The 20517-nt window shown below is 44.7% G+C and carries 8 protein-coding genes, 2 tRNA genes, 2 rRNA genes and 1 pseudogene (1 of these 13 only partly in view); 8 read left to right on the top strand and 5 right to left on the bottom strand.

Going from position 1 to position 20517, the window contains the following annotated elements:
• Positions 1–127: 127 nt before the first annotated feature.
• The 3 genes from rpoB (at position 128) to QUD05_RS14375 (ending at position 9595) form a co-directional block, all read left to right on the top strand.
• Complete coding sequence (gene rpoB / locus QUD05_RS14385; RefSeq protein ID WP_289796648.1) at positions 128–3427, top strand: DNA-directed RNA polymerase subunit beta; 3300 nt, start codon at positions 128–130, stop codon at positions 3425–3427.
• A gap of 141 nt (positions 3428–3568) precedes the next feature.
• Positions 3569–5446, top strand: coding sequence for a DNA-directed RNA polymerase subunit gamma (locus QUD05_RS14380; protein WP_289796647.1), 1878 nt, complete (start codon positions 3569–3571; stop codon positions 5444–5446).
• A 102-nt stretch (positions 5447–5548) separates the two neighbouring features.
• Positions 5549–9595 (top strand): DNA-directed RNA polymerase subunit beta'', encoded by a 4047-nt coding sequence (locus tag QUD05_RS14375; protein ID WP_289796646.1) that lies wholly within the window; start codon positions 5549–5551, stop codon positions 9593–9595.
• Positions 9596–9988: 393 nt separating this feature from the next.
• On the opposite strand, the gene QUD05_RS14370 is transcribed toward QUD05_RS14375, so the two are convergent.
• Positions 9989–10669, bottom strand: a complete 681-nt coding sequence (locus tag QUD05_RS14370; RefSeq protein WP_289796645.1) for a uracil-DNA glycosylase — start codon at positions 10667–10669, stop codon at positions 9989–9991.
• 191 nt (positions 10670–10860) lie between these two features.
• Between QUD05_RS14370 and QUD05_RS14365 the strand changes: the two genes are divergently transcribed.
• Positions 10861–11556 (top strand): phosphoribosyltransferase, encoded by a 696-nt coding sequence (locus tag QUD05_RS14365; protein WP_289796644.1) that lies wholly within the window; start codon positions 10861–10863, stop codon positions 11554–11556.
• Positions 11557–11586: 30 nt separating this feature from the next.
• On the opposite strand, the gene QUD05_RS14360 is transcribed toward QUD05_RS14365, so the two are convergent.
• The 4 genes and pseudogenes from QUD05_RS14360 to glyQ form a co-directional block, all read right to left on the bottom strand.
• On the bottom strand, positions 11587–12612 hold the full coding sequence (locus QUD05_RS14360) for a tetratricopeptide repeat protein (protein WP_289796643.1): 1026 nt from the start codon (positions 12610–12612) through the stop codon (positions 11587–11589).
• 372 nt (positions 12613–12984) lie between these two features.
• Positions 12985–13227, bottom strand: a pseudogene (gene ybiA / locus QUD05_RS14355) (riboflavin biosynthesis intermediates N-glycosidase); the annotation flags it as partial.
• A 32-nt stretch (positions 13228–13259) separates the two neighbouring features.
• Positions 13260–15614, bottom strand: coding sequence for a ComEC/Rec2 family competence protein (locus tag QUD05_RS14350; protein WP_289796642.1), 2355 nt, complete (start codon positions 15612–15614; stop codon positions 13260–13262).
• A 510-nt stretch (positions 15615–16124) separates the two neighbouring features.
• Positions 16125–17024 carry a glycine--tRNA ligase subunit alpha gene (gene glyQ / locus QUD05_RS14345; protein ID WP_289796641.1) on the bottom strand — a complete coding sequence of 300 codons (900 nt, stop codon included), beginning with the start codon at positions 17022–17024 and terminating at the stop codon, positions 16125–16127.
• 317 nt (positions 17025–17341) lie between these two features.
• Here glyQ and QUD05_RS14340 point away from each other — a divergent pair.
• The 4 genes from QUD05_RS14340 to QUD05_RS14325 all read left to right on the top strand — a co-directional run.
• Positions 17342–18832: ribosomal RNA gene (locus QUD05_RS14340) — 16S ribosomal RNA — on the top strand.
• Between the two features lie 130 nt (positions 18833–18962).
• A tRNA-Ile gene (locus tag QUD05_RS14335) sits at positions 18963–19036 on the top strand.
• 80 nt (positions 19037–19116) lie between these two features.
• Positions 19117–19189, top strand: a tRNA-Ala gene (locus tag QUD05_RS14330).
• Between the two features lie 265 nt (positions 19190–19454).
• Positions 19455–20517 (top strand): 23S ribosomal RNA (locus tag QUD05_RS14325); it runs 1833 nt beyond the window's last position.
• The 16S and 23S rRNA genes sit together here with 2 tRNA genes alongside, the layout of an rRNA operon.

Here is a 20517-nt window from a genome sequence, read left to right as displayed (position 1 = left end):
CGACAGATGTAANACCACAAGTGTGTAAAAAAAAGTTCCCAAACAGCCAGGGCACTGGCTAGAAGTGGGAAGCGTCAAAGAGCANGTGTCCAAGGGAAAATTTAACCAGGTTGACAAAGGTAGAGGCATGACTAAAGAAACATATATGGAACCCGCCTTTCTGTTACCCGACTTGATTGAAATCCAGCGTTCGAGCTTTCGCTGGTTTTTAGAAGAAGGGCTGATAGAAGAACTTAACTCCTTTAGTCCTATTACAGATTATACGGGCAAATTAGAACTGCACTTTTTGGGTCATAACTACAAACTCAAGGAGCCAAAGTACAGCGTCGAAGAAGCCAAACGGCGGGATAGTACTTATGCTGTCCAAATGTATGTTCCCACACGGTTGATTAATAAGGAAACCGGGGAAATCAAAGAGCAAGAGGTATTCATTGGTGATTTGCCCTTGATGACCGATCGCGGCACGTTTATTATTAACGGAGCCGAGCGGGTAATTGTCAATCAAATAGTGCGATCGCCAGGCGTTTATTACAAATCAGAAATCGACAAAAACGGGCGACGTACTTATTCAGCTAGCTTAATTCCCAATCGGGGAGCATGGCTGAAATTTGAAACAGACCGTAACGATTTGGTGTGGGTACGGATTGACAAAACCCGCAAACTGTCAGCGCAGGTACTCCTAAAAGCTTTAGGTTTATCAGACAACGAAATATTTGACGCCTTACGCCACCCAGAGTATTTCCAAAAAACTATCGAAAAAGAAGGGCAATTCTCTGAAGAAGAAGCTCTGATGGAGTTATATAGGAAACTGCGTCCTGGTGAACCACCTACCGTCTTAGGTGGACAACAACTTTTAGATTCTCGTTTCTTTGACCCGAAACGTTATGACCTTGGTCGCGTCGGACGGTACAAGCTCAACAAGAAATTGCGCCTTTCTGTTCCCGACACGATGCGCGTGTTGACTGCTGGCGATATCTTGGCAGCCGTAGATTACCTGATCAACCTAGAATATGACATCGGTAATATCGATGACATTGACCACTTGGGCAACCGTCGGGTGAGAAGCGTCGGTGAATTGCTGCAAAACCAAGTGCGGGTGGGCTTAAATCGCTTAGAAAGAATCATTCGGGAACGGATGACTGTATCCGATGCCGAAGTGCTAACTCCCGCTTCCTTGGTGAACCCCAAACCACTGGTAGCAGCAATTAAAGAATTCTTTGGTTCCAGCCAATTAAGTCAGTTCATGGATCAAACCAATCCTCTGGCAGAACTGACCCACAAACGCCGTCTGAGTGCCCTTGGCCCTGGTGGTTTAACCCGTGAACGCGCTGGTTTTGCCGTGCGAGATATTCACCCTAGTCACTATGGACGCATTTGCCCCATTGAGACACCAGAAGGCCCCAACGCCGGATTGATTGGCTCCTTAGCAACCCATGCGCGGGTTAACCTGTACGGCTTCCTAGAAACACCATTTAGACCTGTAGAAAATGGGCGAGTCAGATTTGATCTGCCTCCAGCCTACATGACAGCCGATGAAGAAGACGACCTGCGGGTTGCTCCGGGAGATATTCCTGTAGATGAAACCGGGCACATTATTGGGCCATTAGTACCAGTCCGTTATCGTCAAGAATTTTCCACCACAACACCAGAACAGGTGGACTACGTAGCAGTATCTCCCGTACAGATTGTGTCGGTAGCAACCAGCATGATTCCCTTCTTGGAGCATGATGACGCTAACCGAGCGCTGATGGGATCGAACATGCAACGGCAAGCAGTACCTCTGCTTAAACCAGAGCGTCCTTTGGTGGGTACTGGTTTGGAAGCCCAAGGAGCAAGAGACTCCGGGATGGTGGTTGTATCGCGTACCGATGGTGATGTTACTTATGTGGATGCTACAGAAATTCGCGTCCGTCCTAAACCGAATACCCCCGAAATTAGATACACCCTTTCCAAGTACCAACGCTCAAACCAAGACACCTGTTTAAATCAGAAACCTCTCGTCCGCATTGGTGAACGGGTTGTTGCTGGTCAGGTATTGGCTGATGGCTCCTCCACCGAAGGCGGTGAATTGGCACTAGGACAAAATATCGTCGTTGCCTATATGCCTTGGGAAGGCTACAACTACGAAGACGCAATTTTAATTTCTGAAAGACTGGTGCAGGATGATGTCTACACCTCAATTCACATTGAAAAATATGAAATTGAAGCCAGACAAACCAAACTAGGACCAGAAGAAATCACCAGAGAAATTCCCAACGTCGGTGAAGATGCTTTGCGTCAGTTGGATGAACAGGGAATCATTCGCATTGGAGCATGGGTAGAAGCTGGAGATATCTTAGTAGGAAAAGTCACACCCAAGGGTGAATCTGACCAACCGCCAGAAGAAAAACTGTTGCGTGCCATCTTCGGTGAAAAAGCACGGGATGTGCGGGACAATTCCCTGCGAGTACCAAACGGTGAAAAAGGTCGCGTAGTTGATGTGCGCTTGTTTACTCGCGAACAAGGCGATGAACTGCCACCAGGAGCCAATATGGTAGTCCGGGTGTATGTTGCTCAAAAACGCAAAATCCAAGTTGGCGACAAAATGGCAGGACGCCACGGTAATAAAGGGATTATTTCTCGGATATTACCGGCGGAAGATATGCCTTATTTGCCCGATGGTTCACCAGTGGACATTGTACTTAACCCCTTGGGCGTACCCAGTCGGATGAACGTCGGACAAGTATTTGAGTGCCTGTTGGGTTGGGCTGGTCAAACCTTGGGAGTCCGATTTAAGATTACTCCCTTTGATGAAATGTACGGTGAAGAGACATCTCGCCGAATCGTGCATGGCAAATTGCAAGAAGCACGGGACGAAACAGGGAAAGACTGGGTATATAACCCAGATAACCCAGGCAAAATCATGGTGTATGACGGTCGGACAGGTGAACCCTTTGACCGAGCAATTACCATCGGTGTGGCTTACATGCTGAAACTGGTGCATTTGGTAGATGATAAGATCCACGCCCGTTCCACAGGCCCATACTCACTGGTGACTCAGCAACCCTTGGGTGGTAAAGCACAACAAGGTGGTCAGCGGTTTGGAGAAATGGAAGTGTGGGCATTGGAAGCCTTTGGTGCGGCTTACACCTTACAGGAATTGCTCACAGTTAAATCTGACGATATGCAAGGACGGAATGAAGCGTTAAATGCGATCGTTAAAGGTAAGGCAATTCCTCGTCCTGGAACTCCAGAATCCTTTAAAGTGCTAATGCGTGAGTTGCAATCATTGGGGTTAGATATTGCTGTACACAAGGTAGAAACCCAAACGGACGGCAGTTCCCTAGATGTGGAAGTCGATTTGATGGCAGACCAATCAGCCCGTCGCACACCTCCTCGACCAACTTACGAATCTCTTTCCCGCGAATCGCTGGAAGACGACGAATAATTCGTAATTGATAATACTCGCCTCCGGCGAGAAGCAAGCTACGTAATTCGTAATTAATTCTTCAATTACGAATTACGAATTAAAAATTGTTAATTACGAATTAGAAATTGTTAATTACGAATTACGAATTACGAATTAAGTATGAGACCTGCCCAAACTAATCAGTTTGACTACGTAAAAATCGGCTTGGCTTCCCCTGAACGCATTCGCCAGTGGGGCGAGAGAACATTGCCCAATGGTCAAGTAGTCGGTGAAGTTACCAAGCCAGAAACAATTAACTACCGAACTCTCAAGCCAGAGATGGATGGCTTGTTTTGTGAGCGCATCTTGAGCCCAGCGAAAGATTGGGAATGTCATTGTGGCAAGTATAAGAGAGTTCGTCACAGAGGTATTGTTTGTGAGCGCTGTGGTGTAGAAGTCACCGAGTCACGGGTGCGTCGTCACCGCATGGGCTATATTAAACTCGCCGCACCAGTAGCTCATGTTTGGTATCTCAAGGGTATTCCTAGCTATATTTCCATCCTGTTGGATATGCCCTTGCGGGATGTCGAGCAGATTGTCTATTTCAACTCTTATGTTGTCCTGAGTCCAGGTAATGCCGAAACTTTAACTTACAAACAACTACTGAGTGAAGACCAGTGGTTGGAAATAGAAGACCAAATTTATAGCGAAGATTCTGTGCTGCAAGGCGTAGAGGTAGGTATTGGGGCTGAAGCGCTGTTGCGTTTGCTTGCCGATATCAATTTGGAACAAGAAGCCGAAAGCCTACGCGAAGAAATTGGCAACGCCAAGGGACAAAAGAGAGCCAAGCTAATTAAGCGACTACGGGTGATTGACAACTTCATCGCTACTGGTTCTAAACCAGAGTGGATGGTAATGGCAGTTATTCCCGTGATTCCGCCCGACTTGCGGCCAATGGTGCAACTAGATGGCGGACGGTTTGCTACTAGCGATTTGAATGATTTGTATCGGCGGGTAATTAACCGGAACAATCGTTTAGCACGCTTGCAAGAAATTTTGGCACCAGAGATTATTGTGCGGAACGAAAAGCGGATGCTGCAAGAAGCAGTGGACGCTTTGATTGACAATGGTCGTCGGGGACGCACTGTGGTAGGGGCAAATAACCGACCCCTGAAATCTTTGTCCGACATTATTGAGGGTAAGCAAGGACGTTTCCGACAAAACTTGTTAGGTAAACGAGTTGACTACTCTGGACGTTCGGTAATTGTGGTCAGGCCAAAGCTGAAAATTCACCAGTGCGGTTTGCCTAGAGAAATGGCAATTGAGCTATTTCAACCATTTGTGATTAACCGCCTGATTCGTAGCGGTATGGTGAATAACATCAAAGCTGCGAAAAAGCTGATATCCCGCAATGATCCCAGTGTTTGGGATGTGTTAGAAGAGGTGATTGAAGGACATCCTGTAATGCTAAATCGGGCACCAACATTGCACCGTTTGGGTATTCAGTCTTTTGAACCGATTTTAGTAGAAGGTAGAGCAATTCAATTGCATCCTCTGGTTTGTCCAGCGTTTAACGCCGACTTTGACGGCGACCAAATGGCGGTACACGTCCCTCTGTCGTTAGAAAGTCAGGCTGAAGCGCGGTTGTTGATGTTGGCTTCTAACAATATTTTGTCACCAGCCACAGGTAAACCGATCATCACGCCTAGCCAAGATATGGTGTTGGGAGCCTATTATTTAACAGCAGAAAATCCCGGTGCAACAAAAGGAGCAGGAAATTACTTTTCTTCGCTAGAGGATGTAATTATGGCTTTCCAGCAAGATCAAATTGACTTGCACGCCTATATTTACGTAAGGTTTGACGGCGAAATAGAATCAGACCAACCGGATACAGAACCCGTGAAAGTGACGGAAAACGAGGATGGTACTCGCACATTACTCTATAAGTTCCGTCGAGTCAGACAAGACGCTAAAGGCAATGTACTTTCACAGTATATATACACAACTCCTGGCCGCGTTATTTACAACAATGCCATTCAGGAAGCACTAGCAAGTTAATTCGTAATTTCTAATTTGTAATTCGTAATTAAAGAATTAATTACGAATTACGAACTACGAATTACGAATTATTAATTATTGATGACTCAGGACTAATGATTAATGACTAACGAAAAAATGATTTTTCGCAATCGCGTGGTTGACAAAGGTCAACTGAGAAATTTAATTTCTTGGGCTTTTACGAATTATGGTACAGCGCGAACCGCAGTGATGGCGGACAAATTGAAAGATTTGGGATTTCGCTATGCTACCAAAGCAGGGGTTTCCATCAGTGTAGATGACTTGATGATACCACCAACTAAACGATTGCTCTTAGAAGCAGCCGAGGAAGAAATTCGCGCTACTGAAACCCGTTATCAACGGGGAGAAATCACTGAAGTAGAACGCTTCCAAAAGGTAATCGATACTTGGAATGGTACCAGTGAAGCTTTGAAAGACGAAGTAGTCGTTCACTTCAAGAAGACGAATCCCCTGAACTCCGTATATATGATGGCATTCTCCGGGGCACGGGGTAACATCTCACAAGTCCGGCAGTTGGTGGGGATGCGGGGACTGATGGCAGATCCTCAAGGGGAAATTATCGATTTACCGATCAAAACCAACTTCCGTGAAGGGCTAACTGTGACGGAATACATTATTTCGTCTTACGGTGCCCGAAAAGGATTGGTGGATACTGCGTTGCGGACGGCTGACTCTGGTTATCTCACCCGCCGATTGGTGGACGTTTCCCAGGATGTAATTATTCGGGAATTTGATTGTGGGACTACCAGAGGTCTTGCCATTCGACCAATGACAGAAGGTGCCAAAACCTTGATTCCTTTGGCAACCCGCTTAATGGGACGGGTAATTGGCGAAGATGTAGTGCATCCGGTCACAAAAGAATTGATTGCAGCACGCAATTCGCCAATTCCTGAAGAATTGGCGAAGAAAATTGAAAAGTCTGGGGTGGGAGAAGTTGTGGTGCGATCGCCACTAACTTGTGAAGCTGCCCGTTCTGTCTGTCAACACTGCTACGGTTGGAGTTTGGCACACGCCAAGATGGTGGACTTGGGCGAAGCTGTAGGGATTATTGCTGCCCAAAGTATCGGCGAACCTGGTACTCAGTTAACCATGCGGACATTCCACACTGGTGGGGTGTTTACTGGAGAAGTAGCACAACAAGTTCGTTCTAAAATTGATGGGACTGTCAAACTTCCCCGCAAACTGAAAACTAGAACATATCGTACCCGCCACGGGGAAGATGCCCTCTATGTTGAGGCTAATGGCATCATGCTTTTGGAGCCAACAAAAGTAGGTGATGTTACCCCAGAAAACCAAGAGGTTCATCTTACCCAAGGTTCAACACTATATGTATTTGATGGAAATAAGGTAAAACAAGGTCAGTTGTTGGCAGAGGTTGCCCTTGGTGGACGCACAACTCGGACTAATACAGAAAAAGCAGTTAAAGATGTCGCCTCTGACTTAGCAGGGGAAGTGCAATTTGCCGAAGTTGTTCCAGAACAAAAAACTGACCGTCAAGGCAATACTACAACCACAGCCGCGCGTGGTGGTTTGATTTGGATTTTGTCTGGGGAAGTTTACAACTTGCCACCTGGTGCAGAATTGGTGGTGAAAAATGGTGATGCGATCGCTTCTAATGGAGTTTTAGCAGAAACCAAGTTAACCAGTTTGCATGGCGGTGTGGTGCGCTTGCCAGAAGCTACCCCAGGTAAGAGTACCAGGGAAATTGAGATTATCACCGCTTCTGTGGTCTTAGACCAAGCAACGGTGACAGTCCAAAGTTCCCAAGGTCGCAATAACTACTTAGTTTCTACTGGCAACAACCAAGTATTTAACCTCCGAGCTACACCAGGCACAAAAGTGCAGAATGGTCAAGTGGTAGCTGAGTTAATTGATGACCGCTATCGCACAACCACTGGTGGATTCCTGAAATTTGCAGGTGTCGAAGTCCAGAAAAAAGGCAAAGCCAAGCTGGGTTATGAAGTCGTCCAGGGCGGTACACTGTTGTGGATTCCCGAAGAAAGCCACGAAGTTAATAAAGATATCTCCTTGCTGTTGGTGGAAGACGGTCAGTTTGTCGAAGCTGGCACTGAAGTGGTAAAAGATATCTTCTGCCAAAACAGTGGTGTGGTAGAAGTGACCCAGAAAAACGACATCCTGCGGGAAGTGGTGGTGAAGCCAGGGGAACTACTGATGGTGGACGATCCCGAATCTGTTATCGGGCGAGATAACACTTTCATCCAACCAGGTGAGGAATTCCAAGGTAATGTCGCTACGGAATTGCGTTATATCCAGTATGTAGAGACACCAGAAGGACCCGCCCTGTTGAGCCGTCCAGTAGTTGAGTTTGCCGTCCCTGATAATCCAGATGTGCCATCAACGACATCGGTAAGTCAACAAACCGGGCGATCGATTCAATTAAGAGCGGTGCAGCGACTACCTTACAAAGATTCAGAACGCGTCAAATCTGTTGAAGGTGTAGAACTGCTGCGAACCCAGCTAGTGCTGGAAATTGAGCAAGAAGGGGAACAAGACCATAATGCTTCACCCCTGGCAGCAGATATTGAATTAGTAGAGGATACTGAAGACCCAGAAGTTCAACGTTTACAACTAGTGATTTTGGAATCCTTGGTAATTCGTAGAGATATTACCGCCGATGCCACCCAAGGTAGCACCCAGACAACACTTGAGGTACACGATGGGCTAACCATCGCCCCAGGATCTGTAGTCGCACGTACCCAAATCTTGTGTAAAGAAGGCGGGGAAGTACGAGGTGTTCAAAAAGGAACAGAAAACGTGCGTCGCTGTTTAGTGTTGCGCGACGCTGACAGGCTTCCCATTAATACTAGTACTCAGCCAAAGGTAAAAGTGGGTGACTTGCTAGTAGAAGGTACAGAAGTCGCTCCTGGAGTTTTTGCCCCAGAATCAGGGCAAGTAGTGGATGTTAAAAGTGTCGCTGCTGCATCTGGTGGGGAATCAGCTTTAAGTAGTAAAAACTACGTTATTACTACCCGTATAGGTCGCCCTTATCGAGTCAGCCCTGGTGCTGTGTTGCAGATAGAAGACGGCGATTTGGTACAACGGGGTGATAACTTGGTGTTGCTGGTGTTTGAACGCGCCAAAACCGGAGATATCATTCAAGGTTTGCCCCGGATTGAGGAACTACTTGAAGCTCGTAAACCGAAAGAAGCGTGCATCTTATGTCGGCGGGGCGGCGAAGTTAAGGTAGTTTACGGTGATGGTGATGAAGCGATCGCCATCAAGGTCGTAGAATCAAATGGCGTGGTGACAGATTATCCTCTGGGACCGGGACAAAACTTAATTGTGCCAGATGGCTCAATAGTATTAGCGGGACAACCGTTAACTGATGGGCCATCCAATCCCCACGAAATTTTGGAAATCTTCTTTAGCTTGGGTTCCGAAGATGGAATCTATGCTTGTGCTAGCCTTGCTTTACAAAAGGTACAGACTTTCTTGGTGAATGAAGTGCAAATGGTGTACCAGTCTCAAGGGATTGATATTTCCGATAAGCACATTGAAGTGATTGTTCGCCAGATGACCAACAAAGTTAGGATTGATGATGGTGGTGACACCACAATGCTTCCCGGCGAATTGGTGGAACTGCGTCAAGTTGAGCAGGTGAACGAAGCTATGGCAATTACAGGCGGTGCTAGGGCACAGTATACCCCAGTATTATTGGGGATCACTAAAGCATCGTTGAACACCGACAGCTTTATTTCCGCCGCGTCCTTCCAAGAGACAACACGGGTACTCACCGAAGCAGCTATCGAAGGCAAATCTGACTGGCTGCGCGGATTAAAGGAAAACGTGATTATCGGGCGATTGATTCCGGCTGGTACTGGATATAATACCTATGAAGAACCAGGAGCGATCGATGACTATGCTGCTGAAATTACCAGTAGTGTGTTAGATGAAGTTGACGATCCCCTAGATATGGTCTTAGATGATCGCAATGCTCGCACCTATAATTTAGATTCTCCTACTCTTGGGGAATCTGGCTTTGGCAGCAGACGTGCAGAAAGGTCAATTCTAGATGAAGAAGATGAATTAATTGCTGACGAAGTAGTAGACGACGACGATTACGAGGAAGAAGAGGAAGACGACGAAGATGATTTCGACGACGAATAGAGACTTGAAATTTCGCGTCTAAAAGGTAAAAGGTAATATTGAGTCTGCTCAATTACCCATAACCAAAGTACCTCACCTGTGCTAGCGCACCCCTTGGCAAGGGGCGCGCTAGTTCCAGTTTTACCCCTAACAAGCAAGTCGTTATATTCAATTAAAATAACGTGTGCCTCCGTTGGAGACTCACGTTAAAATAGCGATCGCAATCAATAGACTGAAATTTTCTCTTTCACATACAGAGTCTAGTCATTTACATCGCTTAAAATCTTAAATTTAGTCCTCTTGAGAAGACTTTAGCTATTAGCTTTAGAATTTCTTTCCAACTGGGATAGCAACCAAGTGAGTAATTGAAAAGATATTGGTAATCATAACCCTGGAAAAAGAGGGGATTAAGCATTAGCTGTTATTTTGAATTTCGTCTAACTTGGCACGTACTACCTGGATATCCTGCCACATCAACCATTTTGGCGCACCTCTTTCTTTAGAAGGGTTACGCAGCAAGTAAGAAGGATGAAAAATTGGCATACATAAACGCCCTTCCCACTCTAGCCACTGACCGCGAATTTTCGTAATTCCCCGCTTATCGCCAGTGATACCTTTGACAGCAGTCGCACCCGTTAACAAAATTATTTTGGGGTCAACTAAGCGAATTTGTTCTAGTAGGTATGGTAGACAAGCCGCCACCTCTACAGGAGTGGGAACTCTATTATCTGGGGGGCGACATTTATTGATATTGGCAATATATACATCATGCTCAGTAGTTAGATTCACTGATGCCAAAATTTTCTCCAGCAATTGTCCCGATCTGCCTACAAATGGTAAACCCGTTTCATCTTCATTTTGACCTGGTGCTTCCCCTATAACCATAATTGGTGCTTTGGGATTACCACGTCCGACAACAGCATGAATTCGAGTATCTCCTAATGGACAACGGTGGCAGCGATCGCAATGCTGTGTCAACTCCGTTATGTCAGAATAAGTTCCGGGAGCGATCGGAATTTTCGCGTCTGTAGGAATCAGTTCTCGTTGATTAAAAGTTGAGTCGTCGAAGAGGCTGAGTTGGGTTTCGCTGCTCATGAAAATCAGGATTTTGGCATCAGCACCAGTTGTTATATCTGATTTAAATAGCCCTTTGGCTGGATATTTATCAGTACAATAAACTTTTGCTGAATACTTAATTATTTATACAAATCTTATTGTATCAGTTAATTTGAGACAAAATTCAGTCATGATAAAAGCAGTGCCGTCCTAAGATGCTGGGGGAAACCATGTCATATACCCCACTTTTCGCCGATCGTACCCATGCGGGTGAAGTATTGGCGCGAGTAATTCATGATGTTTTGACTCAGCAAACTATTGATTCTGGGGTAAAGCCTGTACCAATTGTTTATGCTTTGCCAAGAGGGGGTATACCAGTAGCAGCACCAATAGCACGTCTTTTAGATTGTCCGTTGACAATCGTTGTGGCAAAAAAGATTAGCCATCCCGAAAACCCAGAGTTAGCAATTGGTGCAGTGACTACTTCTGGAAATGTTCTTTGGACTGATCAAAAGCTATTTCGCTCTAAATATGATGCGCGGTGGCGAGAAATAGCTTTAAATAAAGCGATAAACCTTGCTAAGTCTCTTGAGGCTCAATTAATCCCTGCTTGTCCGCAGGTGAATGCAGAGAATGCTACGCTGATCTTAGTTGATGATGGCATTGCTACAGGTATGACAATAGCGGTAGCAGCAAATGCTATGAGAGCGCTTTCTCCAGCAGCAGTTTGGCTATGTACTCCAGTAGCGCCACAAAAATTGCTACCTTGGTTAGAACAGTGGGGCGATCGCACAATAGTCTTGGAAACACCCGAACCCTTCTGGAGTGTGAGTAATTTTTACGCAGAATTTCCCCAAGTAGATACATTAGAAGTTCTCGTATATCTCCAACAACAAAAAACAATCGGGGGAATTGATTTGTGCTAGTAATTTTGAATTGTTTCCCAGCCTTGCTTTTTAGCTATTTGAAGATGTTCTCTGCTGATATTGCATAGCTTTGGCATAATCACCCAAGGCTTTATAAGCTTTTTCCAGACTGGTAAGAACTTCTTCTTCAGTGCGCCGATCTTTCATACTCCTAGCTAGTAGCAAACGTTCTTCATGATATGTAATTGCTTTTTTATAGTCACCCAAAGCTTCACAAGCAACTACTAAATTACCTAAAGACTGTTCCTCGATACGCTTATCTGGAATTTGTCTAGCTAATTGCAACCGATCTTCATAATACTTAATGGCTTTGGTATAATCACTTAAAGCATAACAAGCATTGCCCAGATTTTTTAGCACTTGAGAAGCACTGCGAACATTTTTTAAGGAGCGTGATAGTACTACACATTGCTCATAATAGGCGATCGCTTTTGGGTAATTGTTTAAAGCATACCAAGCATTACCCAAATTCTTGAGTACCTGTTCCTCCCCCCAATTATCTTTGAGTTCCCTCACAATCTCTAGACTTTGCTGTTGATACTCAATAGCCTGTGTAAAATTACCTAAAGCTTTATACACCAATCCCAAATTATTGAGTGCTGCGACTTGACTGCGTTTGTCTTGCAACTGTTGCGTTATTTTCAAACATTTTTCTAGAAACTCAATAGCTTTATTATGATCGTTCAAATGACGGTATGCATTTCCTAAATGGGAAAGTGCTTGCATCTGCAATGCTAAATCTGAGGTGTTATTAAGCAAAGACAAACACTGTTGGGAGTAAGAGATAGCACCTTTGTAGTCTCCAGCGCTGTAAGTTACCAATCCTAAAAAAGAAAGTACCTGTGCCTGTTTTTCTAAATCGCCAACTGCCTGAAATAGCCCCAAGGATTGCTGTAAAGACTTCATAGCCGTTATTAATTCGCCACCTTGCTGCTGTTGAATTCCTTGCCTTAGTAGCTTGGACGCTTCTGACAAATGGTCATTACTTTCTTGTAGAGGTATTATTTCTGCTTGTGAACCAGAGTCAAATTCATGGGTAATTGTATTACGCTTCACTGGTTTTAGGTATGTTATGGGTAATTGCAAGGGAACTGTATTTTTCGATCTGGTTATTCCATTCGCATTTTAGACATCAACTTCTTCCTGCAAAGTCTGGTGTTAAATCTAGTATTCCCAAAACCAGGACGCATCTTTCATCAGTCTGCTTTACCACAGCATAAGTTTAGAAAAGGTAAAAGTTTATATAGCGATCGTTACTCGAGGCTTTCAGATTTCTACTCATGAAGAGTAATAAATATATAGCAACATTAGAGTGTTTGTGATCGTCTCTATTTGTTCTTTATTCGTGTTCTCCACATCTAGAGTAGTTCGATTAAAAAACTATTTTTGACAAGCTTATTTAATAGTTTTATTATCAATATCTCTCCTTTATGTATGGTGCAAAATACTCCGCACTTCCATTAAAATTTTCCCTAGCATATTTTTACCACTCCCATCGGCTCCGCAACCCCAGTAAAAATCGATAGGTGAGTTTTCAACAATTTCTACATTGTTTGTAGAAAGTAAGATATCTCTAATATCTGTATGAGTTTGAAATTTACACAGCACAGCTTGCCGCATAATGTCATCTTTAACCTGTTCCCAATCTTGGCGTAAGGGACGCGTTCTCTCATTTTTTTGAATTTACTGAATTTTTAAGTTTTTTATAAAACAGATGATTTGTTTTCTGTTGATTCAATAAAGGCCTCAAACTGACCATTAGGAGTCCATTGGATAGCCCCATCTCGTCCTGTAAAGAACAGTTTAGTTTGATTTTGATTCAGTTCAGATAAAGTTTTTGGATCAAAGTTGGCAGAAGAAGCGATCGCTACTTGTGGTTGCAGAGCAATAACTAAATCTTTCAAGGACTCTGGGGCACACCAAAGCACTTGTGGACTAGGCAAACTTCCATTTTTAACTAGTTGCTGTACCTCTTTAGATTTAACATTACCTATTAATAACCAATTCTGGTCTAAAATTTGCAATTGTAAAATTGGTAATTGGTCGTTGATTAACTGGGCTACTATAGAACCAGTTTTCACAGCTTGCCCAACTGCTAAAGTTTGATAAATTCCTTGATGTTTTTGTAGTTCCTGTTGAATTGCCTGATTTGTAATAGAATTATCTGTTTGGTTGGAATATTCATAAAAATTATTAATTGGTAACCGTTGCATTAATTCAAACCAAGCATTACTTTCATTGCCTTGAAAATCAGTTGCGATCGCCCAATTTATTTGATTTACACCCTGCTGTTGTAAAAACGGTAAAATTGTAAAACGTCCTGTACCTTCATCACCACTATTAATTACAGTTACAGTACCTCGATCTTGAACAACTACAATTGGTTCTGTCCCAGATTCTAAGACAGTTATCCTAAACAATGTATTTTTAGAGTGCCAAAGTGGGATGAATACTAAACCAATCGCAATCACATTAGCAAACCACCACCGCCTTTGCCACCAACGCACTAGCCAGACCAATACAATTAGTATATAAATTGCTAAAAGCTGCCAAGTAGATATGCTGCCTACGGCAACAGAATTTCCAGGTAACTTGCTAAAAAATTCCACTAGTTTAATTAGCCAATCAGTAGGATAATGTAACACCCCGGCTAGGAGGCTTCCTGCTTCAGTCCAAACTAAACCTACTAACGCACTGATAATTCCACCTATACTAATGATCGAAATTAATGGAGTACTAACCACATTCAGCAACAGACTATAAGATGGTACAACCCCAAAGACAAAAAGTTGCACAGGTAAAGTCCAAATAGTTGCAGCTAGGGGAACAGCAATTAAAGCAGCGATCGCAGGTGGTAGCCATGCTAGGCGATTGACTAATGCGGGTACTGTTACAACTAATCCTAATGTTGCTAAAAAACTCAATTGAAAACCTAAATCCCAAATCCATAGAGGATTAAAAACTAATAGCAGAGTTGCTGCTAATAGTAACGAGCCAAACTGTTTTACCTTCCTTTTTAATAGCAGACCAACTAATGCCGCAAAACCCATAATTACAGCTCTGAGAATCGCAGGTTGAAACCCTGTTAAACTCAGAAAAATGATTAAACCCAAAAACCCAAGGGTAAATTGTGTTCCTTTTCTTGCCCGTCTCGTTAACTGTAAGATTAAACTCAGAATCAAAGAGGTTTGGAACCCAGAAGCTGCTAAAGCATGAGCTAATCCGGCTTGTACAAATAAGTCTCGGATATCGTAGGGTAAATCAACAGCTTTGCTACCTAAAACCATTGCGCTGACAAGAGGTCCTTCAGGAATACCCAACCAACGAACTTGCGAGCGCACAATTCGCTCCCGAATTTGCCACCATCCCCATTTACGTTCCTGATCTAAAACATTTATTTGTCGCCCAATTAGACCAGCAAAAGTTCCTTCCTGCTTGAGAAACTTCTGAAAATCGAAACCGCCAGGGTTGGAAGCCGCCTTTGGTTTGTACAAAATCCCAGTCACGGCAATTTGTTGACTAGGGTATAACCCAGTAGCCTGAAGTATGGGGACTGTCACATACAATTTGCCTGTAACCCCTTGTGGGACACCTGCTGAACCTTTATCATTTTTAACTTCATCTAACTGAGTCGTTTCCAGCCAAAATTGTCCTCGCTGACTGCGAGTTAAGCGGGGATTACTCGCCACTTCACCGCGTACAATCACAAGTTGTTCTTGATTGCTGCTATTTCCAGGCGGGACAAACTGACTAATATCTTTTGCACCCGGTTGTGGCATTCGCCATTGAAAATATAAAGTTGCCAATAATCCCACCAAGCCAGCAGCTAGCCATATTCGAGGATGGGGAGTACTTTGCCAAATATTAGGCACTGCCTTATTTTTACTTCCAGCATTTTCCGGTTTCTGAGCAAATTGCTGTAGTGTGGTGCGTTTTCTAAAGAGTATTGCTCCCACAATCCCCACAACCAAAATCCCCACACCACCCCAAGGAACTGCTGTAAGCAGCAACCCAAAAATGTAGCCAAGACAAATAATTACACCACTGGTTTGAATCATAAGATTTTTGTAAAAGCACCTGGCAACCTGAATTTGCAGGTGATTTAAATATAGACAGGGCAGCAATAAAGAAAAGTCGGCGTTGCTGAATTTGGTTATGAAAGTCAAAAATCAAATATTCCAAATTCTTATTATCTGTGCTTGAAGCACCTCTGCGTGAGCTTTTTATCTCTCTAATCAGCAACAGCGAAAAGTTTTTATGCTTGTGGTGAGTATAATCCATCAAGTTTATATAAACAAAGCCCGCACAGGCGGACCTTATCCTTCTTGTAGCTTTAATGTTCTAGATACAATATTTAACCGTACTTCTATTTTTTAGCAAAAGCCAGATCAAAAAAATATACCTGGCTTAAACCTCTGTGCCACAAGGATAAACAGAACACAAAATCGTAGTGAATTAAATTTGGTACGACCCTGCCTGCGTACTTTTGCCTTTACTTTGCGTTCCTCTGCCTTCAAAAACGCTCTTATTTTACACAAAGCTGTACTTAGTTCGGGTAGCCGCACCCTTTAGGATATAGGGTTTCCTGTTGAACTCACAGTATCTTTGAGCAACGGAAAACCCAACTTCTCCCTTTGCTCAACATATAAATGAGCTACCTTCCTAGCCAAATACCGAATCCTGCCAATATAGCGAGTTCTCTCCGTCACCGAAATCACACCTCTAGCATCCAGCAGATTGAATGTGTGTGAACACTTCATTACATAATCTAAGCTAGGCACTACCAATCCTCGCTCTGTCAATTGGGTAGCTTCCTGCTCATACAAATTAAATAATGTCAGTAGCAACTCAGGATTTGACGCTTCAAAGTTGTATGTGCATTGCTCAATCTCACTTTGCAGGAAAACATCGCCATAAGTAATGTTGTCTGTCCACTGAATCTTAGTAAATGCTTCTACTTGCTGGAGATACATTGTCAGCCGCTCTAGCCCGTATGTAATTTCAATCGACACCGGACGGCAATCAATTCCTCCACACTGTTGAAAGTAGGTAAATTGAGTAACTTCCATCCCATCTAACCATACTTCCCACCCAGTACCCCAAGCTCCCACAGTTGCATCTTCCCAGTTATCCTCTACAAACCTAATATCGTGGTCTTCAGGACGAATACCTAAAGCTCTTAACGAATCAAGATAAATCTCCTGAATATTATCTGGTGATGGCTTAATCAGAACTTGGTACTGATAATAGTGTTGAAAGCGGTTGGGATTTTCGCCGTAGCGTCCATCAGTAGGTCTACGACAGGGTTCAACATAAGCAACAGCCCAGGGTTCTGGTCCCAATGCTCTTAAAAAAGTCTGGGGATTCTTAGTACCAGCCCCCTTCTCAATATCGTATGACTGGGCAATAAGACAACCGCGATCGCCCCAGAAATGATTCAGTAAACTTATTATCGACTGAAAATTCACGCTTGTTCCATCCTTAGTCAACACAGTGCATAAACCATTGTTGCCTACAACCCAACACTGTAGTTAGTTTCAGGAGACAGAAAAACCGTCCAAAGTTATTTTGGGAAAAATAGTTGACACAAGGAGATAGGTTCGCTATATTGAATAAGTGCTTGAAGCGGAGCGCGAAAGAGCGACGCTTACAGGGACACCGAACCTTGAAAATATTATAGTTTGAAAGCGATTATACAGCAAGTGTATTGCGTCAAGCAAATCAAATAAAAATAACTAAGCTGAAGTTAAAAAAGAGCAGCTAAATGAGCTATAGAGCTTTCCACAAAACGGAGAGTTTGATCCTGGCTCAGGATGAACGCTGGCGGTATGCTTAACACATGCAAGTCGAACGGTGTCTTCGGACATAGTGGCGGACGGGTGAGTAACGCGTGAGAATCTGGCTTCAGGTCTGGGACAACCACTGGAAACGGTGGCTAATACCGGATGTGCCGAAAGGTGAAAGGCTTGCTGCCTGAAGATGAGCTCGCGTCTGATTAGCTAGTTGGAAGTGTAATGGACTCCCAAGGCGACGATCAGTAGCTGGTCTGAGAGGACGATCAGCCACACTGGGACTGAGACACGGCCCAGACTCCTACGGGAGGCAGCAGTGGGGAATTTTCCGCAATGGGCGAAAGCCTGACGGAGCAATACCGCGTGAGGGAGGAAGGCTCTTGGGTCGTAAACCTCTTTTCTCAGGGAAGAACACAATGACGGTACCTGAGGAATAAGCATCGGCTAACTCCGTGCCAGCAGCCGCGGTAATACGGAGGATGCAAGCGTTATCCGGAATGATTGGGCGTAAAGCGTCCGCAGGTGGCAATGTAAGTCTGCTGTTAAAGAGTCTAGCTCAACTAGATAAGAGCAGTGGAAACTACATAGCTAGAGTACGTTCGGGGCAGAGGGAATTCCTGGTGTAGCGGTGAAATGCGTAGAGATCAGGAAGAACACCAGTGGCGAAGGCGCTCTGCTAGGCCGTAACTGACACTGAGGGACGAAAGCTAGGGGAGCGAATGGGATTAGATACCCCAGTAGTCCTAGCCGTAAACGATGGATACTAGGCGTGGCTTGTATCGACCCGAGCCGTGCCGTAGCTAACGCGTTAAGTATCCCGCCTGGGGAGTACGCTACGCAACGGTGAAACTCAAAGGAATTGACGGGGGCCCGCACAAGCGGTGGAGTATGTGGTTTAATTCGATGCAACGCGAAGAACCTTACCAAGGCTTGACATGTCGCGAATCTTCTTGAAAGAGAAGAGTGCCTTCGGGAGCGCGAACACAGGTGGTGCATGGCTGTCGTCAGCTCGTGTCGTGAGATGTTGGGTTAAGTCCCGCAACGAGCGCAACCCTCGTTTTTAGTTGCCAGCATTAAGTTGGGCACTCTAGAGAGACTGCTCGGTGACAAACCGGAGGAAGGTGGGGATGACGTCAAGTCAGCATGCCCCTTACGCCTTGGGCTACACACGTACTACAATGCTCCGGACAGAGGGCAGCAAGCATGCGAATGCAAGCAAATCCCGTAAACCGGAGCTCAGTTCAGATCGCAGGCTGCAACTCGCCTGCGTGAAGGAGGAATCGCTAGTAATTGCAGGTCAGCATACTGCAGTGAATTCGTTCCCGGGCCTTGTACACACCGCCCGTCACACCATGGAAGCTGGTAGTGCCCGAAGTCATTACTCCAACCATTCGTGGAGGAGGATGCCTAAGGCAGGACTGGTGACTGGGGTGAAGTCGTAACAAGGTAGCCGTACCGGAAGGTGTGGCTGGATCACCTCCTTTTCAGGGAGAGCTACACCCCTTAGATATCGAAAAGCAAACAGCTATATAGATAGTAAGTTGGTCATTCCTAGGTCGGTCGCAGACATTTGCATATTGTTGAAAGCTTTCAAACTATGATTTGGTTCGAAATGGGCTATTAGCTCAGGTGGTTAGAGCGCACCCCTGATAAGGGTGAGGTCCCTGGTTCGAGTCCAGGATGGCCCACCTGAAAGTAATTGCTAATTCGTAATTTGTAATTCGTAACTAAAGACGAGTTAAAAGTTATGAGTTAGAAATTATAATCTGGGGGTTTAGCTCAGTTGGTAGAGCGCCTGCTTTGCAAGCAGGATGTCAGCGGTTCGAGTCCGCTAACCTCCACCTGTGGCAAGAGTGCCATTGAAAAATAATATTGATATATATTGAGAGTTCAGCAACATGACTTTGGAGTCAGACTGCTGAGTTAGTCTCAGCCAGAACCTTGAAAACTGCATAGTAACGCGAAATTAGCAGGCAGACACAGACATTCTTAGTGATGAGTGCCCAGTGCTGAGTACTGAGTCAAATCAGTGCGAAGTGGCGAGGTAATCAGAACTAACTATTTGTAATTGTGAATGCAAAAGTTAAAAGACCAAAAATTTGAGTGGTTCAAGCGAATAAGGGCTAACGGTGGATACCTAGGCACACAGAGGCGACGAAGGACGTGGTTACCGACGATATGCTCCGGGGAGTTGGAAGCAAACATTGAGCCGGAGATTTCCGAATGGGGCAACCCTATATACTACCTGCTGAATATATAGGCAGGAGAGAGCCAACCCAGCGAATTGAAACATCTTAGTAGCTGGAGGAAGAGAAATCAAAACAGAGATTCCCTAAGTAGTGGTGAGCGAAAGGGGAAGAGCCTAAACCAAAGGGTTTACCTTTTGGGGTAGTGGGACAGCGATATCGAATCTAGCGGTTAAACGAAGCAGCTAAATACTGCACCAAAGAAGGTGAAAGTCCTGTAGTTGAAAACTCAAGGATAGTAGCTGAATCCCGAGTAGCATGGGGCACGAGGAATCCCATGTGAATCAGCGAGGACCACCTCGTAAGGCTAAATACTACTGTGTGACCGATAGTGAACCAGTACCGCGAGGGAAAGGTGAAAAGAACCCCGGAAGGGGAGTGAAATAGAACATGAAACCGTTAGCTTACAAGCAGTGGGAGGACTATTCAAAGTCTGACCGCGTGCCTGTTGAAGAATGAGCTGTACGACTTATAGGCACTGGTAGGTTAAAGCGAGAATGCTGGAGCCAAAGGGAAACCGAGTCTGAAAAGGGCGAATATTATCAGTGTTTATAGACCCGAACCCTGGTGATCTAACCATGGCCAGGATGAAGCTTGGGTAACACCAAGTGGAGGTCCGCACCGACTGATGTTGAAAAATCAGCGGATGAGTTGTGGTTAGGGGTGAAATGCCAATCGAACCAGGAGCTAGCTGGTTCTCCCCGAAATGTGTTTAGGCGCAGCGGTAATGATTATATCTGGGGGTAAAGCACTGTTTCGGTGCGGGCTGGGAGACCGGTACCAAATCGAGACAAACTCTGAATACCCAGAGTACACATTGCCAGTGAGACAGTGGGGGATAAGCTTCATTGTCAAGAGGGAAACAGCCCAGACCACCAGCTAAGGTCCCCAAATCATCGCTAAGTGATAAAGGAGGTGAGAGT

The organism is Nostoc sp. GT001 (assembly GCF_030382115.1).
Classification (GTDB): Bacteria; Cyanobacteriota; Cyanobacteriia; order Cyanobacteriales; family Nostocaceae; genus Nostoc.
The sequence above is the reverse complement of the archived record's forward strand: the minus strand, read 5'-3'. Positions and strand labels throughout refer to the sequence as shown.

Excerpts from the sequence above, each read along its gene's own strand:
- rpoB (WP_289796648.1), top strand. The coding sequence starts at position 128 with ATGACTAAAGAAACATATATGGAACCCGCCTTTCTGTTACCCGACTTG.
- QUD05_RS14380 (WP_289796647.1), top strand. The coding sequence starts at position 3,569 with ATGAGACCTGCCCAAACTAATCAGTTTGACTACGTAAAAATCGGCTTG.
- QUD05_RS14375 (WP_289796646.1), top strand. The coding sequence starts at position 5,549 with ATGACTAACGAAAAAATGATTTTTCGCAATCGCGTGGTTGACAAAGGT.
- QUD05_RS14370 (WP_289796645.1), bottom strand. The coding sequence starts at position 10,669 with ATGAGCAGCGAAACCCAACTCAGCCTCTTCGACGACTCAACTTTTAAT.
- QUD05_RS14365 (WP_289796644.1), top strand. The coding sequence starts at position 10,861 with ATGTCATATACCCCACTTTTCGCCGATCGTACCCATGCGGGTGAAGTA.
- QUD05_RS14350 (WP_289796642.1), bottom strand. The coding sequence starts at position 15,614 with ATGATTCAAACCAGTGGTGTAATTATTTGTCTTGGCTACATTTTTGGG.